This is a genomic window from Nonomuraea sp. NPDC050536 (assembly GCF_044457685.1).
Lineage (GTDB): Bacteria > Actinomycetota > Actinomycetes > Streptosporangiales > Streptosporangiaceae > Nonomuraea.
In genome coordinates, this window is sequence record NZ_JBITHD010000030.1 from 53,376 (window position 1) to 72,595 (window position 19,220).

Sequence of the window (19,220 nt, forward strand, 5' to 3'; positions counted from 1 at the left end):
CCTGCCCAGCGGTATGACGGAAACGCATGTTTGGCCGAATCGCCTCGGGTAGACGATGGCGGGGTACCACGTGCAGGCAGCCGACGGGAAGATCGGAACCGTGGACGAGGCGACGTACGAGGTCGGCGAGAGCTACCTCATCGTCGACACCGGCCCGTGGATCTTCGGGAAGAAGGTCATGCTTCCCGCATCGACGATCACCAGCATCGAACCGAACGAGCGCGACGTCCACGTCTCCCGCACCAAGCAGGAGATCAAGGACGCTCCCGAGTTCGACGAGAGCACGTTCAAGGAGGCCGAGTAGTCGAGCAACAGCAGCAGCGGCTAGGGCGCTCTTGCCGACCCCGGTCTCGCCCCGGAGAATGAGGGCCTGTCCTGCGGCGGCCGCCAAGAACGCGGACAGCCGCTCCTGCTCCCTATCGCGGCCGACGATGGTTGGGACGCGCGATTCCACGGCTCTCCACTCCTCTCCTCCTGCTCCTCCGCATGGCGCTGCTCCCAGCGCGTCACTCACCGCTGGGGGCCCCGGTTTCCAGCAGGCGCCCGCCGGACAGCTCCAGCCAGCGCTCCACCTTGATCTCCGCGAGGAACCGCTCGTCGTGGCTGACCACCACGAACGCCCCCTCGTACGCGCTGAGCGCGCTCTCCAGCTGCCCCACGCTGACCAGGTCCAGGTTATTGGTGGGCTCGTCGAGCAGCAGGAGCTGGGGCGCCGGTTCGGCGCAGAGCACGCAGGCCAGCGTGGCGCGCAGCCGTTCGCCGCCCGACAACACGCCCACCGGTAGATGCGCACGCGCGCCGCGGAACAGGAAGCGGGCCAGCAGGTTCATCCGCTCCGCTTCCAGCATGCCGGGCGCGAACGCGGCCAGGTTCTCGGCCACGGTGCGTTCGACGTCGAGCAGGTCGAGCCGCTGCGACAGGTAGGCGACCCGGCCCTCGGCCCGCCTGGCCGTGCCCCCGTCGGGCTCCAGCTCGCCGCTGATCAGGCGGAGCAGGGTGGACTTGCCGGCGCCGTTGGGGCCGGTCAGCGCGATGCGCTCGGGCCCCCGAACGGTCAGGTCGATGCCCTGTCCGGCGAACAGGCCGCGAGCCTGCAGGTGTTCGCCGTGGAAGACCGTGCGGCCCGCGGGGACGTTGGTCCCGGGCAGCTCCAGCGCGATCTTCTGGTCGTCGCGCAGCGCCCGTCCGGCCTCGTCGAGCCGGGTCTGGGCGTCGCTGACACGGGAGGCGTGCGTCTGGCCGGCCCGCCCGGCTGACTCCTGGGCGCCGCGCTTCATGTTCCCGGCGAAGATGCGCGGCAGTCCGGCGTTCTTGAGGTTGCGGGCGGCGTTGCTCGCCCGGCGCTCGGCGCGCTCGCGGGCCTGCTGCATCTCCCGCTTTTCGCGCTTGAGCTCTTGCTCGGCGCTGCGTACGGTGCGCTCGGCGGCCTCCTGCTCGGTACGCACCGCTTCCTCGTACGCGGTGAAGTCGCCGCCGTAGAAGCGGACCTCGCCTCGGTCCAGCTCGGCGATGCGGTCCATGCGGTCGAGCAGGGCCCGGTCGTGGCTGACCAGGAGCAGGCAGCCGTTCCAGTCGCCGAGCACGTCGTAGAGCCTGCGGCGGGCGGCGAGGTCGAGGTTGTTCGTCGGCTCGTCGAGCAGCAGGACGTCGGGCCGCTTGAGGAGTTGCGCGGCCAGGCCGAGCGAGACGACCTGGCCGCCGCTCAGCGTATGCAGCGCGCGGTCGAAGGCGAGGTCGCCGAGCCCGAGCCGGTCAAGCTGGGCGCGGGTGCGCTCCTCGATGTCCCAGTCGTTGCCGATCGTGGTGAAGTGCTCCTCGCCGGCGTCGCCCGACTCGATGGCATCAAGCGCGGCGATCACCGGGGCGATACCGAGCACCTCGGCCACGGTCAGATCGCCGGTAAGCGGCAGGCTCTGCGGCAGGTAGCCCAGCAGGCCCTCGACCGTGACGCTGCCGCCGCGGGGACGATTTTCGCCGGCGATCAGCTTGAGCAGCGTGCTCTTGCCCGCGCCGTTCGGGGCGACGAGGCCGGTACGGCCGCCGCCCACGCTGAAGGACAAGTCATGAAAGACCGAGGTGTCGTCGGACCAGGAGAAGGACAGGCGGGAACACACGATGAACGAATCGGACATGCGAGAAGACCTCGAAGGAGAACGCGGGCGCGCCGAAGCCGCCCGACAAAGGACAGAGATTCGGGGAACGACGAATACGGCCACATCGGCGGCGGTCATGCACGCCTGCCGGGGCCGATCAATCTCCGGTATCACCCGGAGATGTCGTCGTCACCTGCCACGTTCTGGTCTCCTAGCATCCGAACAAAAGCGCTACTCACCATAGCAGCGTCGTCGTCAGCACGCGCCACCGCGAGCGGGTCGAGCGCCTCACCGTCCCCGGACTCCCAGCTCCCCGGCGTCGCACCGGTACGAGACATCGAGCGCCTCGACGCGCCCCGTGCGGCGCGAAGCGCGTACAAGAGAGGGTCGAGCGCGGCGGTGGAGACGGCTTCGCCTCCACCGCGCTGCGCGTCGGCGGCCATGGCGGTGGGCTTCAGCCGAAGGCCGGGGCGTGGCGGCGGGCCCAGTCCTCGAAGGAAGCGGGGGCGCGTCCGGTCAGGCGCTCCACGGAATCGGTGACGAAGGCGATGCGGTCGGCGCGGAGCAACTCGTTGAGATCGCGTGCGGCGTCCACGAATCCGGCCGGCGCGCCGTGGGCCGCCATCGCCGCAGCGGCTTCCGCGGGCGTCTGCTCCACGTACTCGATGTCGCGGCCGAGGACCCCTGCCAGCATGGTCGTCTGCTCCCGTGCCGTGAGCAGACTTCCGCCGGTGAGGACGTACGACTGCCTCTCATGCCCGTCCTGGGTGAGAGCGACGGCCGCGACGGCGGCGATGTCGGCGGGATCGATGGGCGCGAACCGGCCGGGTCCGACCGGGTCACGGACCACGCCTTCGGCCTGGATGGACGGTACCCACCACAGCGCGTTGGTCATGAAGTTGCCGGGGCGGAGGAAGGTGGCCGTCATCCCGGAGGAGCGGATGATCTCCTCGCGGTCGTGGTGCCACTTACCCATGATCGGCATCGGGTCGAGGGTCACACCGATGGACGACAGGTTGACGATGTGGCGTACACCGGCGGTCATGGCGGCGGCGACGGCGTTGGCGGTTTGTTCCTGGCCGTGCCCGGCCTCCATCAGGAACACTCGCTCGACCTGTGCGAATGCGGCGGCCAGGGTCTGCGGGTCGGCCAGGTCGCCGACCACCCGCTCGATGTGCGCGGGTAGGCGCGCCACCCGGGCGGGGTCGCGGACGAGCACGCGGACCGGCTGGCCGCCCTCGTCGAGTTGACGGACGAGTTCGCTGCCCACGTGGCCGGTGGCTCCGGTGATGAGGATCATGAGGGGTTTCCTTTGGAGGCGTAGTTGACGACGACCGCTATACCGTCCGCGGCCAGTCGCTCGGTGGATTTCATGTGCCGGCTAGCGACAAGAAGAACGATAGCCGACTAATGATTAGCCGTCAATTCATTAGCCGGGCAGCTATCCTGGAGGGGTGACCGAGATCGTTGACTTGATGACCGTCACCCACAAAGCGCTGCGCGTGCTGGCCGAGGACTCCGTCCGCCGTCACGGCCTGCACCTCGGGCAGAACCTCGTGCTGGCCGCGCTGTGGGAACAAGAAGGCCGCACACCCGGCGAACTGGCCGCGCTGCTGAACGTCACCACACCCACCGTGGTCAAGATGGCCACCAGGATGACCGCCGCCGGACTGCTCACCCGGCAGCGCGACGAACACGACCAGCGGCTCGTCCGCCTCTACCTCACCGACAAGGGCCGTGCACTCCAAGGGCCACTCACCGCCGACCGCCAAGAACTGGAACGCCAGATCACCGAGGGCCTGACGCGAGAGGAACTGAAGCAGCTGTCCTCGACCTTGGCCAAGGTACTGGCCAACGCCCGCCACCACGGCAGCGGAAAAACCACCGCAACCGACGAGCACTAACCGCGGGATGTTCCAGATGCCAAAGCCATGGTCGATCGCGACGCCCTCGTGGTTGAGCACCAGCACCGGCCCCTTCTGGGTCGTCGGAGCGGCCAGTAGGTCCGCGACTTGGGGATGGTTCGTTGGAACGGCCGATCACGCGTCTTGCGTGGTGAGTGGTGGGGTGCCCGCTGGTGTCGCGAAGGCTGGGGTCGTCGTCTTGGTGGCGATGATCGCTGCGGTGAAGAGGGCCAGGCACGCCGGTGTGTAGGCGAGGAGGTTGAGCCAGTAGAACGGTGTCGACGGGCTTGCTCCAATCCCGAACGCCCAGGCGAGGCCCGCGATGCCGCGGACCAGGAGCCCGGTGGCGACCAGCAGCCCGCCCAGCCTTCTGACCCGGCCGGGAATCCGTCGTGCCAGCCAGGCAGGTCGGCCGACCACCGCCAACATCAGGGCCGATGCGCCGACTGCCGCTGTCAGCGGCATGAGAAGGATCCGCGGGGTGAACGGAAGCACGACGTTGAGCACTGCCAGTGACAGCGAATCGGGGTCCTGCGCCGGCCACGTGCTGCCGGTCATCCAGTACACATGCACCGCGGCGTCCGCTGCCAGCGCCGCGGCCACCGCCATTCCTGCCCGCACTCGTGTCCGATCCTGCATGGTTCTCGCCTCCTGATCGTGTGAGGTACCTCCACCACGAAAGAGGACGAGAACGAGCCAGCGGTTCCCTGTGACGTCGATCACTGGAACGATCGGTCGCTGTCTAAAGGACCTTGGAGAGGAACGATCGGGTGCGCTCGTGGGTGGGAGCAGAGATGATCTCGTTGGGATCTCCCTCCTCGATGACGTGGCCGTCGTCCATGAACGTCAGCACGTCACCGACCTTGCGGGCGAACCCGATCTCGTGCGTCACCACGATCATGGTCATTCCCGACTTGGCCAGGTCCGTCATCACGTCGAGCACCTCGCCGACGAGTTCGGGATCGAGTGCGGAGGTGGGCTCGTCGAAGAGCATGAGCTTGGGCCGCATGGCCAGGGCTCTGGCGATCGCCACGCGCTGCTGCTGTCCGCCGGAGAGCTGGCCGGGGAAGGCGTTCGCGCGATCGCCGAGGCCCACCCGGTCCAGGAGTTCCCTGCCGTGGTCGTGAGCCGCCCGTTCGCCCTCTTTCTTGATCTTGATGGGCGCGAGTGCGATGTTCTCCAGCACGGTCAGGTGGCCGAACAGGTTGAACTGCTGGAAGACCATGCCGATCTCGGCACGGCGCCTGGCCACCACGTGGGGTGCGGCCTCGTGCAGTCGGCCCTGCCGTACTTCGTAGCCCACGGGGTGGCCGTCGACGGCGATGTAGCCAAGGTCGAGGGTTTCGAGGTGGTTGACGCAGCGCAGGAAGGTCGACTTGCCGGAGCCCGAGGGGCCGATCAGGCAACGCACCTCGCCGGGCATGACGGTCATGTCGATGCCCTTGAGCACCTCCACGTGGCCGAACCGCTTGTGCACGTTGGCCGCGACGAGAATCGGATCGGTCATGATCGGCTCCTGCCGTTTCCGTTGAAGCCGCGCCCGTACTTCCGCTCGATGTAGTACTGGCCGACACTCAGCGCGGACGTCATGACGAGATACCAGACACAGGCGACTATCAGCAGCGGGATCTGCTTGAAGTTCTTCGCGTAGATCTCTGTGACCGCGCCCAGCAGGTCTTGCACGCCGATGACCAGCACCAGCGAGGTCACCTTCAACATGCTGATCGTCTCGTTGCCCAGCGGAGGGATGATCACGCGCATGGCCTGCGGCAGCACGACATGGCGGAGGGTGCGTAGGCGGCCGAACCCGAGCGCGGCGGCGGCGTCGGACTGGCCGTGCGGGACGCTGATGATTCCGGCGCGGACGATCTCGGCGAGATATGCCGCGGAATTGAGCCCGAGTCCGAGTATGGCCGCGACGGAGAACGGGATCAGCGCGTTGGTGTCCCACGTGACGAACTCCGGCCCGAACGGTATGCCCAGCCCGAGCGTGGGGAACAGCGCCGCGGCGAATCCCCAGAACAGGAGCTGGACCAGGAGCGGGGTGCCGCGGAAGAACCACACGAAGAGCCACGCGACGCCGGAGAGCACGCGGTTCGATGACAGACGCAGTACGGCGAGCACGGTACCGAGCACCAAGCCGAGCAGCATCGAGGTGAACGTGAGCTGCACCGTGGTCCAGATGCCGGCCAGGACGCGGGGCGCGAAGAGATACTCGGCGACCGTGTCCCACGCGAAGTTCGGATTGGTGAACAACGCGTTGACCAGCATGGCCAGCAGTACGACCAGGACCGCGATCATGGCCCACTGTGCGGGGTGCTGCCTGCGCCGTACAGGTGCAGAGGCACTGTCGATGGGTAGCCGGTCCATGATCAACCGGCGTCCTCCGGGTTGATCTGCGGTTTGTCCACAGCGCTCGGCGTGAGGTTCCACTTGGCGAGGATCTTGCCGTACGAACCGTCGGCGACGATCGCGTCGAGTCCTGCCTTGACCGCGTCGCGCAACGTGCCGGCGTCCCTCGGCACCGCCGCGCCCACGAGCACCGGATCGATCAGCGCATCCATGGTGGCGAACTGGTCGGGGAGCTGCTTGGCCTGGTAGGCGACGAGTGCGCCGTCGGCGAGTTCCGCGTCGGCACGGCCGACCGCGACCGCCTGGTTCACGTTGTCCTGCTGCGGCAGGATGAGCTGCTTGATGGCCGCCTGGCCCTTCGCGGCGCACTGCTTACTGAGGTCGGGCAGGATCTGGATCGCCTGGGTGGTGCCCTTCTGCGCGGAGACGGTCTTCCCGCACAGGTCCTGCTCGCTCTTGATGCCCTTGGGGTTGTCGGCCTTGACGAGGATCTGGGTGCCCGCCTTCAGGTAGCTGACGAAGTCGACCTCCTTCATCCGTTCCTTCGTGACCGAGAAGGCGGCCCAGGAGACGTCGAACTTCTTGGCCTTCACGCCGGCGATGATCCCGTCGAAGGGCACGTTGACCCATTCGACCTTGAGCCCCATCTTGCCGACCACGGCCTGGGCGATCTCGGCGTCGAGGCCCACGATGGCTCCCGCGTCGTCCTTGAAGATCATGGGCGCGTAGGTGGGGTCGGTCGCGATGACCACCTTGCCCTTGGCCTTGAGCTCAGCGGGAACGAGCTTGGCTACCTGCGGGTCGGCCGCCGTGGCGGAGGCTGAGTCAGCAGCCGGGCCAGAGGGGGCGGCCGACTGGTTGGTCTGGATTCCACACCCGGCGAGTGCCGCGAGCAGCATTCCCGCGCCGAGGGCTCCGCGTCTAAGTCCCATGAACATTCCTGCCCGGTATGCAACAAGTTGTGCTTACTGTAGGGATTGAGAATCTGACGTCAAGACTCTCGTGTAACTTCGCGGTGAAATCGGAGAAGGAGGACCACCTCGATGAGCCGGACCAGGTCGCGGGCGACCGCGGACGAGGTCGAAGCGCGACGTGCGGAGATCCTCGCCGCCGCCGCCCGCGTGGTGGCGCGCAAGAGCGTCGAGGGCACCAGGCTCGCCGACGTGGCGGAGGAGGCCGGTGTGTCGATCGGCCTGATCCAGCACTACTTCCGCAACCGCGAGCGGCTGATCGTCGAGACGTTCCAGTCGTCGATCGAGCAGGCGAGGGCCGAGTGGCGGAGCTACGTGGCCGACGCGTCCGACCCGGTCGCGCGCCTGCGCGAGCTGCTGACCTTCTGCGTCACCGGCAAGACGCCGTTCTCCCAGGCGTGGGGGCTGTGGCTGGAGTTCTACGCGGCCAGCGCCCGCGACCCCGCCCTGCGACTACACGTCCACTCGGTGATGAACATCTGGTACGCGCTGTTCGCCGAGACGATCGCGGCCGGGGTCCAGGCGAAGCGGCTGCGCCCGCGCGACCCGATCGAGATCTGCCTGCCACGGATACTCGCCACCGTGGACGGCCTGGCCATACAGGCTCTGCTCGGCTTGTACGGCATGTCGGAGCACACCATGGAGGCGGCTCTCATCCGTACGGTCGCCGCGGAGCTGGGCATCGACGAGAGCGAACTACGGCGGGGTTGACTCGGCCGCAGACTCCCAACAATATTCTCTTATGGTAAATGTGCATGGCGTGAACTCCATGGTCGCCCCCCTGCGCCGCGTCGCCGTACGAACCCCTACACCCACCGGTGACTTCGCCGCGGCCGAGTGGCGATCCACCCCCGACCCCGATCGGCTGCGCGCCCAGCACGAGGCGTTCGCTGCCGCGCTGCGCGACCTCGGAGCCGAGGTCACCGTCCTCCCGGCGGCCGAGGGACTGGTGGACGCCTGCTTCGCCTATGACCCTGTCTTCGTCGTCGGTCGCGGCGCGGTCATTCTCCAGCAGGCCAAGCCCGCCAGGGCCGGCGAGTCCGAGCTGATGGAGCGTGAGCTCACCGAACTCGGCTTCCCCATCGCGGGCAGGCTGACCGGCGACGCGCGCGCGGACGGCGGCGACCTGTTCTGGCTCGACCGCACCACGCTCGCGGCCGGCCGCGGCTACCGCACCAACCAGGCCGCCCACGACCAGCTCCGCGCGATCCTCGCCGAGGAGGGCGCTGACCTGGTCTCCTTTGACCTCCCGCATGACAAGGGACCGGCACACGTGCTCCACCTGATGTCGGTGATCTCCCCGGTCCGCGAGGACCTGGCCGTGGTCTACGAGCCGATCGCACCGGTGGCGCTGCTGCAGGCGCTCGTGGAGCGCGGCATCCGGTGGATCCCGGTGGACGCCGAGGAATACGACAAGCTGGGCACCAACATCCTGGCCGTCGCCCCGGGCAAGGTCATCATGTTCGACGGTGCCCCGCGTACGGTCAAGGCCCTGCGCGCCGAGGGCGTCGAGGTCGTCGTCGTGGACGCCTCGGAAATCGCGCTCGGCGACGGCGGCCCCACTTGCCTCACCAGGCCGCTGGCCAGGGACTGACCAGCGTCACGCCGATCCCAGGAGGGTGGCCAGGACCCGGGTGCCGAACTCCAGGCCGGAGGTCGGGACCCGCTCGTCGATCCCGTGGAACATCGCGGGCAGGTCGAACCCGTCCGGCGCGAGCAGCGGGGTGAACCCGTAGGAGCGGATGCCGAGCCGGTCGAACCAGTAGGCGTCGGTGGCGGCCGGATTGAGATACGGCACCGCGACTCCGGACGGGTCATGCGCGGCCAGCGCCTCCTGGATGGCGGTGAGCAGCGGCCCGCCGGGCACCCCGGCGATCCCGTCGTCACGGTCGAGCACGTCGACCGTGATCCAGGGCAGCCCGGACACCGCGTCCCTGACCAGGCCGATCACCTCGTCCGCCCGGCCGGGCAGGCTTCGGCAGTCGAGTACGGCGGTGGCCGTCGGCGGGACGGTGTTCTCCTTGTCGGCGCCGGTGAGCATGGTCGGGTTGATCGTGTGCCGTAGGCCGGGTTCGATCATGCGCGCGAGCGGACCGAGCGCGCCGAGCACTTCGTCCACTCCGGCGTCCACTCCGGCGAGGCCCGCGACCGTCTTCGTGAACTCGGCGACCACCGGCGTCACCGACACCGGCAGAGGTATGGACTGCACGGCGGCGAGTGCAGTGGCGAGCCGTACGACGGCGTTGTCGTCGTGCAGCAGGGAACCATGGCCGCCGCGCCCCGAGGCGGTCAGCCGGAGCCAGACGACGCCCTTCTGCCCGGTCTGCACCGGATAGACGCGGCTGCCGCCGGGGACGGCCTGGCCGAACCCGCCGACCTCGCCGAGCGCCTCCACGCAGCCTTCGAACAGGTCCGGCCGCCGGGTGACCAGGTGGCCGGCACCGTACGAGCCGTTCGTCTCCTCGTCGGCGACGAAGGCCAGAACCAGGTCGCGCTCCGGCGCCAGGCCGTCGAGAGCGGCCAGCGTCATCGCCGCCATGTGCTTCATGTCCACGGCGCCTCTGCCCCACAGGAATCCGTCCGCCACCTCACCGGACAGCGGATGGACCGACCATCCGGCTGGGTCTGCGGGAACGGTGTCGAGGTGGGCGTGCACCAGCAGCGGGGGCCGTGCCCCGTCTCGTCCCCGGATCCTGGCGACGACGTTGGCCCTACCGGGCGCCGATTCGATCAGCTCGGGCGTGTGGCCCAGATCGGTGAGGCGCTCGGCGACGTACTCCGCGGCCGGCCGCTCGTTGGCGCCGTCCTCGCCGCCGGTGTTCGCGGTGTCGATCCTGATCAGGTCGCGGCACAGTTCGACGACGTTCACGTGATCACACCGCAGCGCCGTACCGTGAGGAGGACGAGGGCGCGGGTGACCTCGCGGAGCTCGGCCAGCGAGACCTGCTCGCGCGGCGCGTGCGCGAACCGCACATCGCCAGGACCGTAGTGCAGGGTAGGTATGCCGCCGATGCCGGAGTAGAGCCGCAGATCACTCCCGTACGGCGCGGCCGTGCGCCGGGGAGTTCCACGGCCGGTGATCTCGGCCACCGCGGCGCTGATCTCGCCGATCAGCGCGTGGCCTGCTGGCAGGCTGCCGCTGGCGAACTGCCCTCCCGGCCAGGTCACGCGGACCGGGTGATCGCGGAGCCAGGGGTCGTCGACCTGAGCGATCGCTTCCTCCAGCGCCGCGCGTGCCACGTCCGGGTCCTCGCCGAGCTGTACGCCCATCCGTCCCTCGGCGACGAGGAGATCGGGGACGCTGCTGGCCCAGTCACCGGCCCGCAGCCTGCCCACCGAGATGGGATATGGCACCGGATAGTCGTCGAACAGCGGGTCGCGATCACGGTTCCTGCGCTCTTCCAGCTCGCGAAGGGCCTGGTAAACGGGCCAGAACACCTCGATCGCGTTGACCCCTTCGTACGCGGTGCTGCCGTGCGCCGCTCGGCCTGCCACTTCCAGGCGGAAGGTGAGCGCGCCCGCGTTCGCGGTGATGACCGTGCCGCTGGTGGGCTCGGTGATCACCGCGGCCTCGCCGGTGTGCCCGCGGAGCATGGTGGCGAACGCGCCGAGCCCGCCGTCCTCCTCTGACACCACGGTGTGTACGGCGAGCGGCCTGGCCAGCCTGATGTGCGCGGCACGCAGGGCGTGGACCACCGCGAGATTGGCGGCGACCCCGGCCTTCATGTCGCAGGTGCCGCGCCCGTGCATCACGTCGCCCACGATCCTCGCGTCGAACGGATCGCCGCCCTCCCATTTGGCCAGGTCACCGGTGGGGACGACGTCGACGTGCCCTTGCAGGACCAGAGCCGGCACCCCGTCGCCCGTGGTGCCGACGACGCCGTAGCCCTCCGCCCGTGGCGCCTCGGTGCCGGGGAAGCGAGGGTCGGCGCGGAGCTCGTCGAGGTCGAGCCGCCAGGTGTCGACGTCCATGTCCGCTTCCGTGAGCAATGCGGCGCATCGGTGCTGGAGATCGGACTCGGCGTCGGTGCCTGTGACGCTGGGGACACGTACCAGTTCGTCGAGGAGGCGTACGGTCCGTGCGTCGTCGACAGCCGCCAGCGCCCGAGCCTCAACCGCAGTTACCATAAGCAGATACTGTAGGCCAATTTCGCACACTACCGCTGACCTTCTGCGGACGCACTCCCGGAACGAGGAACTACCCGCCGAGCGCCTCAGTCGTCGTGGGCGATGTGCATGAGCTGCCGCCACAGCAGCACCACGAACACCGCGGAACCCGCGAAGGCGAACCAGAACGGCGCCGCGACACTGAAGCGGGTGGCCAGGACTCCGCCGATCAGCGAGCCGACCACCAGGCCGGCGTAGACGCAGATGGTGTTGACGCTGCCCACCCGGCCCTGGAGTTCGGCCGGGACCGCGCGCTGGCGTACGGTGACCGAGGTCGTACCCCAGATGAACGCGTGTGCGCCGAAGACCAGGAAGATACCCCCGGCGACCCATGGCGAATGGGTCAGGGCCAGGCCCAGGTGGGTGAACGTTTCGATGATGAGCCCGATCCGCATCAGGGCGCCGAGGCTCACCCTGCGGGTGATGGCCCCGTACAGGCCGGTGCCGATCAGGCCGCCGATCCCACCGATGGTGGTCATCAGGCCGAAGCCCATGGCCCCGAGGCCGAGCTGCTCCTGGGTGTAGAGCACGAGAACCGACCAGGCCGCGCCGAACGTGAAGTTGAAGATCAGGATCGTGAGCGCCAGCGTGCGGACCGCCGCGTGCCGGATGGTCCAGCTGAATCCGGCGATGAGTTCCCGTACGGTGTCGGGCTTGGGATCGGCCTGCCGGCCGTGTGGCGGCAACTTGATCCGGGAGACCAGGACGATCCCCGCCACCACCAGGAGCAGCTGGCCAACGAACGGCCAGGTGAAGCCCAGGCCGAACAGCGCCGCGCCGATCGGCGGCCCGGCGAGCTGATTGAGCGTGATGAACCCCGTGCCCAGGCGGGCGTTGGCGATGACGAGATCGTCCTTGGTGACCATCATGGGCGTCAGCGTGGACGTCGCGTTGTCGGCGAACACCTCGGCGATGGACCGGAGCGTGAGCGCTACCAGCGCCGTCACCACGGTCACCGTGCCGGTCACCATGAGCGCGGCGAGCGCTGCCAGCACCACGGCCCGGACCATGTTCGCGACGAGCACGATCCTGCGCCGGTCGTGCCGATCCGACAGCACGCCCGCATACAGGCCGAACAGCAACGGTGGCGCCCAGCCCACCAGGGCCGACAGCGAGATCATCAGCGGATCGCGGGTCAACGTCGCGATCAGCAACGGCCCTGCCGCGGCCGCGACCCCGTCACCGAGATTCGTCAGCCAGCTCGAGGCCAGCAACCACCGGAATCCTGTCCCCAGCCGGGCAGGCAGGACCTTCTCCACCACTGTAATCACGAGCGCAAAACCATACGTTTTGAGGAGATCTACGGCAACATATTTTCGCGTCCCGTGCGCGCATGCGGGGCGCGACAACGGGCGCCAGCTTTGTGCTGGGTAGCACAACCGGGATAGACGACCGCCAGCGTGAGACACGAGGCACCCAACGGACCCAGGCCGCCGGACAGTCTCGGATCTCTCTAGGCTCGACCTCGATGGACGAGACCCTTCGGCTGCCGCAACAGATCCAGCGGGCCGTGCGCGCGGCGCTGCAGAACTAGTCAGAGATCGCGGCTGCGGGGGGCGAGCGCGTCGGCTTGTCGGCGAGGTCCGGTCGCACGGCGAGACTCCCAGCTCATGCAGCTCGAGCTGGGAGTCTCGTTCTGGATCATGACGGTTCCGCGCAGGCGGGCCCGTATGACGTCGGCTCAGATGTTGACGATGGTGAAGGACGTGTTCAACGAGCTCTTCTCGAACAGGCTGGCCATCACCGAGTACTGCCCCTTGGTCCCGTTGGCGGTGAAGTCGCCGGCGACAGCGATGCCGTCGGCGTTGGTGACCGCCTGGTAGGTGGGTTTGCCACCGTGGAAGGTGCCGCTCGCGCCGGTGCCCGGCGCCGTGAAGATCACACTCGCGTTGGGGTACGGCGCGCCTTGCTCGTCGGTCACGGTCACGCTGAGGTTGTCCGCGAGGCGCGTGTTCACCACCACGTTCTGCGGCGCGCTGCCGCCGTTGGGCGTGATTGCCTTCGCCTGCAGTTTCCTGTTGCCGAGCTGGAAGATCGCGGGACTGAGTTCAGGGACGCCGGTGACGGTCGCGGTCACGGTGTAGTCGCCCACTGTGTCGTTGGCGGTGAACGCGGCCGCGGTCACCGTCCCGTCGGCGCCGCTGGATCCGGCCCAGGAGGCGGTGCCGTCCGCGAAGGCGCCCGAGGCGCCACTGGGCGGTGCGGTGAAGACCACCCACGCGTTCGGGACGGCGGCGCCGGCTGCGTTCTTCACCGTGACCGTCAGCCCGTGGGCGAAAGCCGTCCCGATGTTGGCGGCCTGCGGCGTGCTGGCGGGCGCCGGAGTGATGCCGGCGACATCGGTCTGGGTACAGGCCAGGTCGAAGGTGACATGGGCCGTACTCACGCCCGGCACTTGAGCCTCCACCCTGAACGAACCGGCCGTGGCGCCGGCGATCAAGTCGGTGGCCACCGCCAGGCCTCTGCTGTCGCTGACCGCTCGGCACGTGGTGCTGCCGTCGGCGAACTTCGCCGACGGCAGCGTGCTCGGCGCGGTGAACGTGACGACGGCCTGCGGCAGCGCCTGGCCGGCGCCGTCGGTGACCCGTACGGCCAGCGCGGTCAGATAGCGCGTGCCGGTCGGGGAGGTCTGGTTGTCGCCGGAGTACTTGGCCACCGCTTGGACGGGGCTCGCTTGCGCCGCCGGCACGGACGCCTTCTGCGGATCGGAGTACAAGGGAGGACCGTAGGCGTCGTGGCATTGGACTGTGACGGTCGTCGTACCGGTGCCGACGAGCGTCGGGGTGCCTTGGATGTAGCCGGTGTCCTCATCGAGCTTGAGTCCCTCGGGCAGGTTCCCGTCGATGACCTTCCAGCCAGAGATCCACTGGGTGCCCTTTTTGTTGCCCTTTTCCACCGATATCTTCACGTTGTAGTCCATGCCCACCTGAGGTACTGGCAGTGTCTGGAGCCTGGGGATGTAGGGCTTGTTGGCGTTCGCATCCCAGGCCCCGATCGCCGCCGCCCAGAAGCTGACGAGGTTGGTGAGGGCGTTGGCCCCGGTCACGCCGGCGTTGAGGGCGAACCCCGGGCCCGTCATCCGTCGGCTCCACCAGCGGATCGCCTGGGTCATGAGCGGGACGGGTGTCAGGGTGCTCGAGACCCACGTCGCGGGTGAGGTGTCGGTGGTACGCAGGTTCCCCATGATGTACATGGCCAGCAGGATGGTGCCGAATCCGGTAGTCGCGAACGGCCCGACGTTGAAGGCCTCCGTGTTCTTGAAGGAACGGCCAGCGGCGACGATCGTCGCGACACACGGCGCGCTGAAGACCAACCAGACCACCCACGGCATGAAGTCGACGGCGTCGGTGGCGCCGTACACGCCTGGGTAGCCCACGAGTACGTACCCGAGGATGGTCGAGCAGGCGTTCCCGTAGGAGGCCACCTTGCTCTCCGGCACCTCCACCGGCGGCGGGACGACCGACGACTGCCAGTGGCTGTCCGTCCAGGCGCCGAACAACGTGCAGAGGACGCCGGACAGGAAGTTCCCCATCTCCTGGACCACCATGAGGGCCGCGGAGTCACTCGGCGGGTCCTGGGGCACGACGGCCGAGTTGCCGGGGTGCCAGACCGGCGGGGCGAGGTGGGGGAACACGCCGCCAGGGAAGGGCGCCTGGTCGACGCCGTTCACGAGCTTGTAGAACACGGTGCCGACGAACGCGCCGATGAGCAGGAAGAGGTCGCCGATGGTCAGGGGCTCGATCTTGTCGTCCGGGACGCCCGCGCGCTTCTGCACCCATGTGTAGATGGTGTTGAGGAACCCGAAGTCGAGCGGGGCGAACAGCGCATCCTCGATCGTCTTGTAGACCGTGACGGCGAGGGTCAGGAACGCGTGGACGACCAGGCTGACGGCTTCGAGCAACGCGATGACGAGATTCTCGACGGCGTCGAGCAGCAGGACCACGGGTGTTCGACCGGGATCGCTCTGATCCGAGAAGAGCCCTTCCAGAAGTTCATTGATGTCCTCCACCGCGCGGCCCAGCGCGTCGCCGACTCCGGACAGCTCCCAGTGCGTGAGGAACTCGTTCCAGGCGTCGCCCATCGCGGATATCGCGGCGGTGTGGTTGACCGTGAAGGAGCCCGGATGCCGGATCTCCTGTCCGTGCACCTGGTTCATCAGCCAGTTGCCCTGCGGGTTGCCCTTCGCCTGGTCGGCTTCGACGACCTTGCCGGAGGCGTCCCGGGCCGGTGGGACCTTGTTCTGGGCGTCGCCGATCCGGCTGTCGGCGAAGTAGGCCTTGGCTTCGGCGAAAGCCGTACGGACTTTTTGCTCCTGCTCCTTGAACCAGCCGTCGGAGAGGTCGCTGAAGTGTGTGACGGTGGTCGACGCGTAGCCCAGCGTGGTGAGGAGCCCGGACTTGAGTGCCTTCTTGGTCTCCCAGATGTCCTTGAAGGCGAACAGGGACTTGAGCCAGTCGATGACGCGCGTGGCGGCGTCGGCGATCATCTGGAAGACGGCTTCCACGGCTTTCGCGGCCTGCCCGATCGAGTTGATGATGATCTCTCCGAGGGAGACGATCATGTCCCCCATCCAGATCGTGATCTTGACGACGGAATTCTTCACGTCGACGACGACCTCGGCGACCCGGGCGGCGCCGGTCTTGATGCCCTCCCAGACGTCGGTGGCCCACTGGGCGAAGTCGTCCCAGAAGCCGCCGTAGGCGGGATGGCCGGTGCGGTGGTCGTGGTACGCCGCGATCTCGTCCTCGGTGCGGAAGGCCTGGAAACGAGGCCGGTCCGGGTCCCAGTTCTGGAAGACGTAGCCGACGACGGGCTGGGCGTGCTCGGAACCGGGGAAGCGCGCCGTGAAGCCGGTATCCGTGGTGGTGCCCGCGGCCATGGAGTACATGGTCGAGCAGTGCTTGACGACCGTCTCGGGCTGCAGGTCGTGCGACCACCTGTTGCTCGGGACCAGCGGCTGGGTGTGGCCGTCGTCCCCCGCGGCCTGCGCCGTTCGCAGTGCCTCGGCGTCGAAGGTGCCCTTCTGGGAAGGCAGCGAGCCGGTGCCGGCGAGGTAGCCGTTGACAGCGGTGGCGAAGTCGATCGCGTAACCCGCGGAAAGGCCGTCGGTGGTGAGGGTCAGGATCGGGGAGCTGAGACCGCGGGCGTCGACGGACACCGACAGCCTGCCCGCCCCGCCGGTGACGACCGCGATCGGGCGCCCCGGGCCGACCTGGTAGGACACCGTGCCGACGTGGACCTCGGCCAGCGAGTCGGCGGTGATGGTGACGGTGTGGCCGGGGATCGGCGCGCCCGCGGCGTCGAGCAGCGTCGCGTCGGCCACGTAACGGGAGACGACGATCGGATCCTGCGACGTCTTCGCGGGGGCGCGGCGCACCTTGTCGACGGCCCACTGGGAGGTGGTGACGTCCTGGGTGCACAGGCAGTACGCCTCGGCGGCTGACGCTCCGCTGACCTTGATCAGCTGCGATGGCTTGTAGTCCGGGTAGGGATCCAGCTGGTACTCCGCGACGCCTGCGTGCACACCGACGACGACCGGGGACAGAATGCTCGGGGACCGGTACACCGGCGGGAACAGGTCGCCGGCCGACTTCACGATGGTGACCAGGCCGCGGGCCACCCTCGGCCCGGGGGCGTAGACGATCAGGTGGTCGGCCCGGCCGCTGGAGGTGCCGTCGAAGGACATGACGCGGCGGCCCGAGAAGCCGCCGAAGCCGCCGATGGTTTGCGAGGTGTAGACGGAGGCGTACGCCGGCGGCTGGTTCGGGACGGGCGGCTGCTTGCTGAGGATCCGGACGGCGTTGTCCCTGTAGCCGACCAGATGGTCTGGCTTGTTCATGGGGACGGCGGTGTCACCGTAGTTGAACGGAGTCAGCCGGTCGCCCGCGTCGGCCAGGGTGAAGCCGCCGATCCCGGTGGCGGACGTCAGGAGGGGCTGGTAGTCACTGCTGTTCGGTTTGCGCTGCAGCAGGAAGAGGCTCCCGACCCCGGGCCGGTAGGCGATCAGGTGGTTGCGCTTGCCGCTGCCGTCGAAGTCGAACGCGATGAGCTGATCGCGGGCGTCGGCCATGTCGTAGCCGCCGATGCCGTCGCCGGCGCCGGCCGTGCGGCTCTGGTACACGGTTTCGAAGAAGTCACCGGTGCCCTTCTGCACGATCCACACGGTGCGGCCACCGGGTCGGTAGATCGCCAGGTTGTCGAGTCGGCCCGAGCTGTAGTAGTCGACCGCGACGATCCGGTCGGCGGTGCTCTTCAGATCGGCGTTGCCGATGCCGTTCGTGCTCGAGTAGACGGGTTCGAATCTCGCCTGGGCGGCGTTCGCCTTCAGAACCGAGACCCTGCCCGTCCCTGGCCGGTAAACGACGACGTGGTCGAGCTTGCCGGCGTGCCGGTAGTCGAAGGGGCAGATCAGATCGCCGGTGCCCAGTTGGTAGGGGAAGTTCTGTGAGTCGGAGGCGAAGACTTCCTTGAAACCGTCGACGGTCCTCTTCATCACCCACATCTTGGCCTGGCCGTCCACTGGACGGTACGCCACGAGGTGATCGGCTTTGCCGGTGCCCTCGTAGTCGAACGCGAACAGCTGATCGGCGGGGTTCAGGCAGTCCCAGTTGTCGATCCCGGGGCCCAGGGGCCGCTCCGGCAGCGCCTGAGTCCACACCGGATGGACTGCCCGATGCCCGTAGAGCCAGTCTGCCTGGTGCAGGACGCTCAACGAACCGGCCGCGTCCTGGCCGAAGATGTGCAGCTTCCCGTCAGCGTCCTGCCATGCTTTGGCGGTATCGAAGCTCACCGTGGCTACGTGCTGGTAGAGGCTGCCGCCGTAGCCCGTCACCAGGTCGCCGTCGTTGGCATCGAGGAAGACGTGTCCGATGTCGCCCTGCGGGGTGGCCTGCGGCAGGTTCGGCACATTGTAGGTGCCGCAGAACTGCTTGACCGTGCTGCTCACCGTCTCGTTCGTGACGCCGGCGCCCTCGGCGGTCGAGAGGCGACGCAGGACACTGCCGTCCAGAACGTAGTACACATACGCCTTGCGGCGCAGGTCAGCGTACTGAGTCACCGGCGCGAACCCGCCGCCGACCAAGCGTCCGGACTGCGCCGCGATCGAGCACGGCCCGGACAGGACCCACGGGTAGTAGGCAGTGGCGAAGGCCTTCGGCGAGGCGGACAGGGAACTGATGTACAGGCCGTTGTGCAACGCCGCTCCCATCACCAGCGGCCCAGCGTCCGGCGAGTACGACACCGCCAGCGCCTGCGGTGCCACGCCTGGCGTCACCGTCCACTGCGTCGAGGTGGCCTGCCGCACCTCCCACCCGCACTCCACCGTCCCGTTCGGCCCGGCACCGGTCGCCACCAGCACGAACGACTGCACCGCACCGCCACCCACCGGGGCGGCGAATGCCCACACGTCCCCGGTGGGATGCACCACGACGACGACTTCGGTGAACATCCCCGTCGCGGCGGACACCGCCGCCTGCTCCCAGCCCGTGTCGGAGGCCTCCGTCCGCTCCAGGTAGGTGAGCTTGCCGGCTTGGTCGATGACCAGCGCCTCCTCCCGGGCCTGTTTGAAGGGATTCGCGAACAGTGCCTCCTGGTTGTAGGCGCCCGTCCCCACCGACACGGCGTCGGCCGGAACGGCGTCCTGCATCAGCTGGACGCCGACTTTGAAGGACTTCGGTGTCTGAGTGTGGGCGGAGATCGACGAGGACATGGCGGACTCCTTCAGGGCTGTGTGG

The 19,220-nt window shown here is 68.4% G+C and carries 14 protein-coding genes; 4 read left to right on the forward strand and 10 right to left on the reverse strand.

All coding sequences use genetic code 11. The annotated features are described in order from the left end of the window. Window positions 1–100 precede the first annotated feature (100 nt). Window positions 101–304, forward strand: a complete 204-nt coding sequence (locus ACIBHX_RS47360) for a hypothetical protein (protein ID WP_397074979.1) — start codon at window positions 101–103, stop codon at window positions 302–304. Window positions 305–506: 202 nt separating this feature from the next. Here ACIBHX_RS47360 and ACIBHX_RS47365 read toward each other — a convergent pair whose 3' ends face one another. Together ACIBHX_RS47365 and ACIBHX_RS47370 are read right to left on the reverse strand one after the other, a co-directional pair. Continuing rightward, the gene (locus tag ACIBHX_RS47365) at window positions 507–2,132 is read right to left on the reverse strand and encodes an ABC-F family ATP-binding cassette domain-containing protein (protein ID WP_397074981.1); all 1,626 of its coding nucleotides are present in this window, start codon (window positions 2,130–2,132) and stop codon (window positions 507–509) included. Between the two features lie 415 nt (window positions 2,133–2,547). After that, window positions 2,548–3,393: an NAD(P)H-binding protein gene (locus ACIBHX_RS47370; protein ID WP_397074982.1), complete on the reverse strand. Its 846-nt coding sequence runs from the start codon at window positions 3,391–3,393 to the stop codon at window positions 2,548–2,550. A 154-nt stretch (window positions 3,394–3,547) separates the two neighbouring features. Here ACIBHX_RS47370 and ACIBHX_RS47375 point away from each other — a divergent pair, with 154 nt between their 5' ends. Then, window positions 3,548–3,997, forward strand: coding sequence for a MarR family winged helix-turn-helix transcriptional regulator (locus ACIBHX_RS47375; protein WP_397074984.1), 450 nt, complete (start codon window positions 3,548–3,550; stop codon window positions 3,995–3,997). Between the two features lie 135 nt (window positions 3,998–4,132). Here the strand turns inward: ACIBHX_RS47375 and ACIBHX_RS47380 are convergent, their stop codons facing one another. From ACIBHX_RS47380 to ACIBHX_RS47395, 4 genes are all read right to left on the reverse strand, one after another. Beyond that, window positions 4,133–4,600: a DUF3995 domain-containing protein gene (locus ACIBHX_RS47380; RefSeq protein ID WP_397074986.1), complete on the reverse strand. Its 468-nt coding sequence runs from the start codon at window positions 4,598–4,600 to the stop codon at window positions 4,133–4,135. 139 nt (window positions 4,601–4,739) lie between these two features. Further along, the gene (locus ACIBHX_RS47385; protein WP_397074987.1) at window positions 4,740–5,504 is read right to left on the reverse strand and encodes an amino acid ABC transporter ATP-binding protein; all 765 of its coding nucleotides are present in this window, start codon (window positions 5,502–5,504) and stop codon (window positions 4,740–4,742) included. Then, window positions 5,501–6,367, reverse strand: a complete 867-nt coding sequence (locus tag ACIBHX_RS47390) for an amino acid ABC transporter permease (RefSeq protein ID WP_397074989.1) — start codon at window positions 6,365–6,367, stop codon at window positions 5,501–5,503. Before ACIBHX_RS47390 ends, ACIBHX_RS47385 begins: the two co-directional genes overlap by 4 nt. A gap of 2 nt (window positions 6,368–6,369) precedes the next feature. Continuing rightward, a complete protein-coding gene (locus tag ACIBHX_RS47395; RefSeq protein ID WP_397074991.1) occupies window positions 6,370–7,281 on the reverse strand; it encodes an ABC transporter substrate-binding protein in 912 nt (303 codons plus the stop codon). A 111-nt stretch (window positions 7,282–7,392) separates the two neighbouring features. On the opposite strand from ACIBHX_RS47395, the gene ACIBHX_RS47400 reads away from it, so the two are divergent. Continuing rightward, window positions 7,393–8,031, forward strand: a complete 639-nt coding sequence (locus tag ACIBHX_RS47400; RefSeq protein ID WP_397074992.1) for a TetR/AcrR family transcriptional regulator — start codon at window positions 7,393–7,395, stop codon at window positions 8,029–8,031. A gap of 58 nt (window positions 8,032–8,089) precedes the next feature. Beyond that, window positions 8,090–8,914, forward strand: coding sequence for a dimethylarginine dimethylaminohydrolase family protein (locus tag ACIBHX_RS47405; protein WP_397075040.1), 825 nt, complete (start codon window positions 8,090–8,092; stop codon window positions 8,912–8,914). Between the two features lie 6 nt (window positions 8,915–8,920). On the opposite strand, the gene ACIBHX_RS47410 is transcribed toward ACIBHX_RS47405, so the two are convergent. The 4 genes from ACIBHX_RS47410 to ACIBHX_RS47425 form a co-directional block, all read right to left on the reverse strand. Beyond that, window positions 8,921–10,189 (reverse strand): M20/M25/M40 family metallo-hydrolase, encoded by a 1,269-nt coding sequence (locus ACIBHX_RS47410; protein WP_397074994.1) that lies wholly within the window; start codon window positions 10,187–10,189, stop codon window positions 8,921–8,923. Next, a complete protein-coding gene (locus ACIBHX_RS47415; protein WP_397074996.1) occupies window positions 10,186–11,448 on the reverse strand; it encodes an ArgE/DapE family deacylase in 1,263 nt (420 codons plus the stop codon). Before ACIBHX_RS47415 ends, ACIBHX_RS47410 begins: the two co-directional genes overlap by 4 nt. 86 nt (window positions 11,449–11,534) lie before the next feature. Next, complete coding sequence (locus ACIBHX_RS47420; RefSeq protein ID WP_397074998.1) at window positions 11,535–12,758, reverse strand: MFS transporter; 1,224 nt, start codon at window positions 12,756–12,758, stop codon at window positions 11,535–11,537. Window positions 12,759–13,168: 410 nt separating this feature from the next. Then, window positions 13,169–19,195 (reverse strand): putative Ig domain-containing protein, encoded by a 6,027-nt coding sequence (locus ACIBHX_RS47425; protein ID WP_397074999.1) that lies wholly within the window; start codon window positions 19,193–19,195, stop codon window positions 13,169–13,171. Window positions 19,196–19,220: the final 25 nt, after the last annotated feature.

Coding starts and splice junctions, on each gene's coding strand:
- ACIBHX_RS47365 (WP_397074981.1), bottom strand. CDS start 2,132: ATGTCCGATTCGTTCATCGTGTGTTCCCGCCTGTCCTTCTCCTGGTCC.
- ACIBHX_RS47370 (WP_397074982.1), bottom strand. CDS start 3,393: ATGATCCTCATCACCGGAGCCACCGGCCACGTGGGCAGCGAACTCGTC.
- ACIBHX_RS47385 (WP_397074987.1), bottom strand. CDS start 5,504: ATGACCGATCCGATTCTCGTCGCGGCCAACGTGCACAAGCGGTTCGGC.
- ACIBHX_RS47390 (WP_397074989.1), bottom strand. CDS start 6,367: ATGGACCGGCTACCCATCGACAGTGCCTCTGCACCTGTACGGCGCAGG.
- ACIBHX_RS47395 (WP_397074991.1), bottom strand. CDS start 7,281: ATGGGACTTAGACGCGGAGCCCTCGGCGCGGGAATGCTGCTCGCGGCA.
- ACIBHX_RS47400 (WP_397074992.1), top strand. CDS start 7,393: ATGAGCCGGACCAGGTCGCGGGCGACCGCGGACGAGGTCGAAGCGCGA.
- ACIBHX_RS47405 (WP_397075040.1), top strand. CDS start 8,090: ATGGTCGCCCCCCTGCGCCGCGTCGCCGTACGAACCCCTACACCCACC.
- ACIBHX_RS47415 (WP_397074996.1), bottom strand. CDS start 11,448: ATGGTAACTGCGGTTGAGGCTCGGGCGCTGGCGGCTGTCGACGACGCA.
- ACIBHX_RS47425 (WP_397074999.1), bottom strand. CDS start 19,195: ATGTCCTCGTCGATCTCCGCCCACACTCAGACACCGAAGTCCTTCAAA.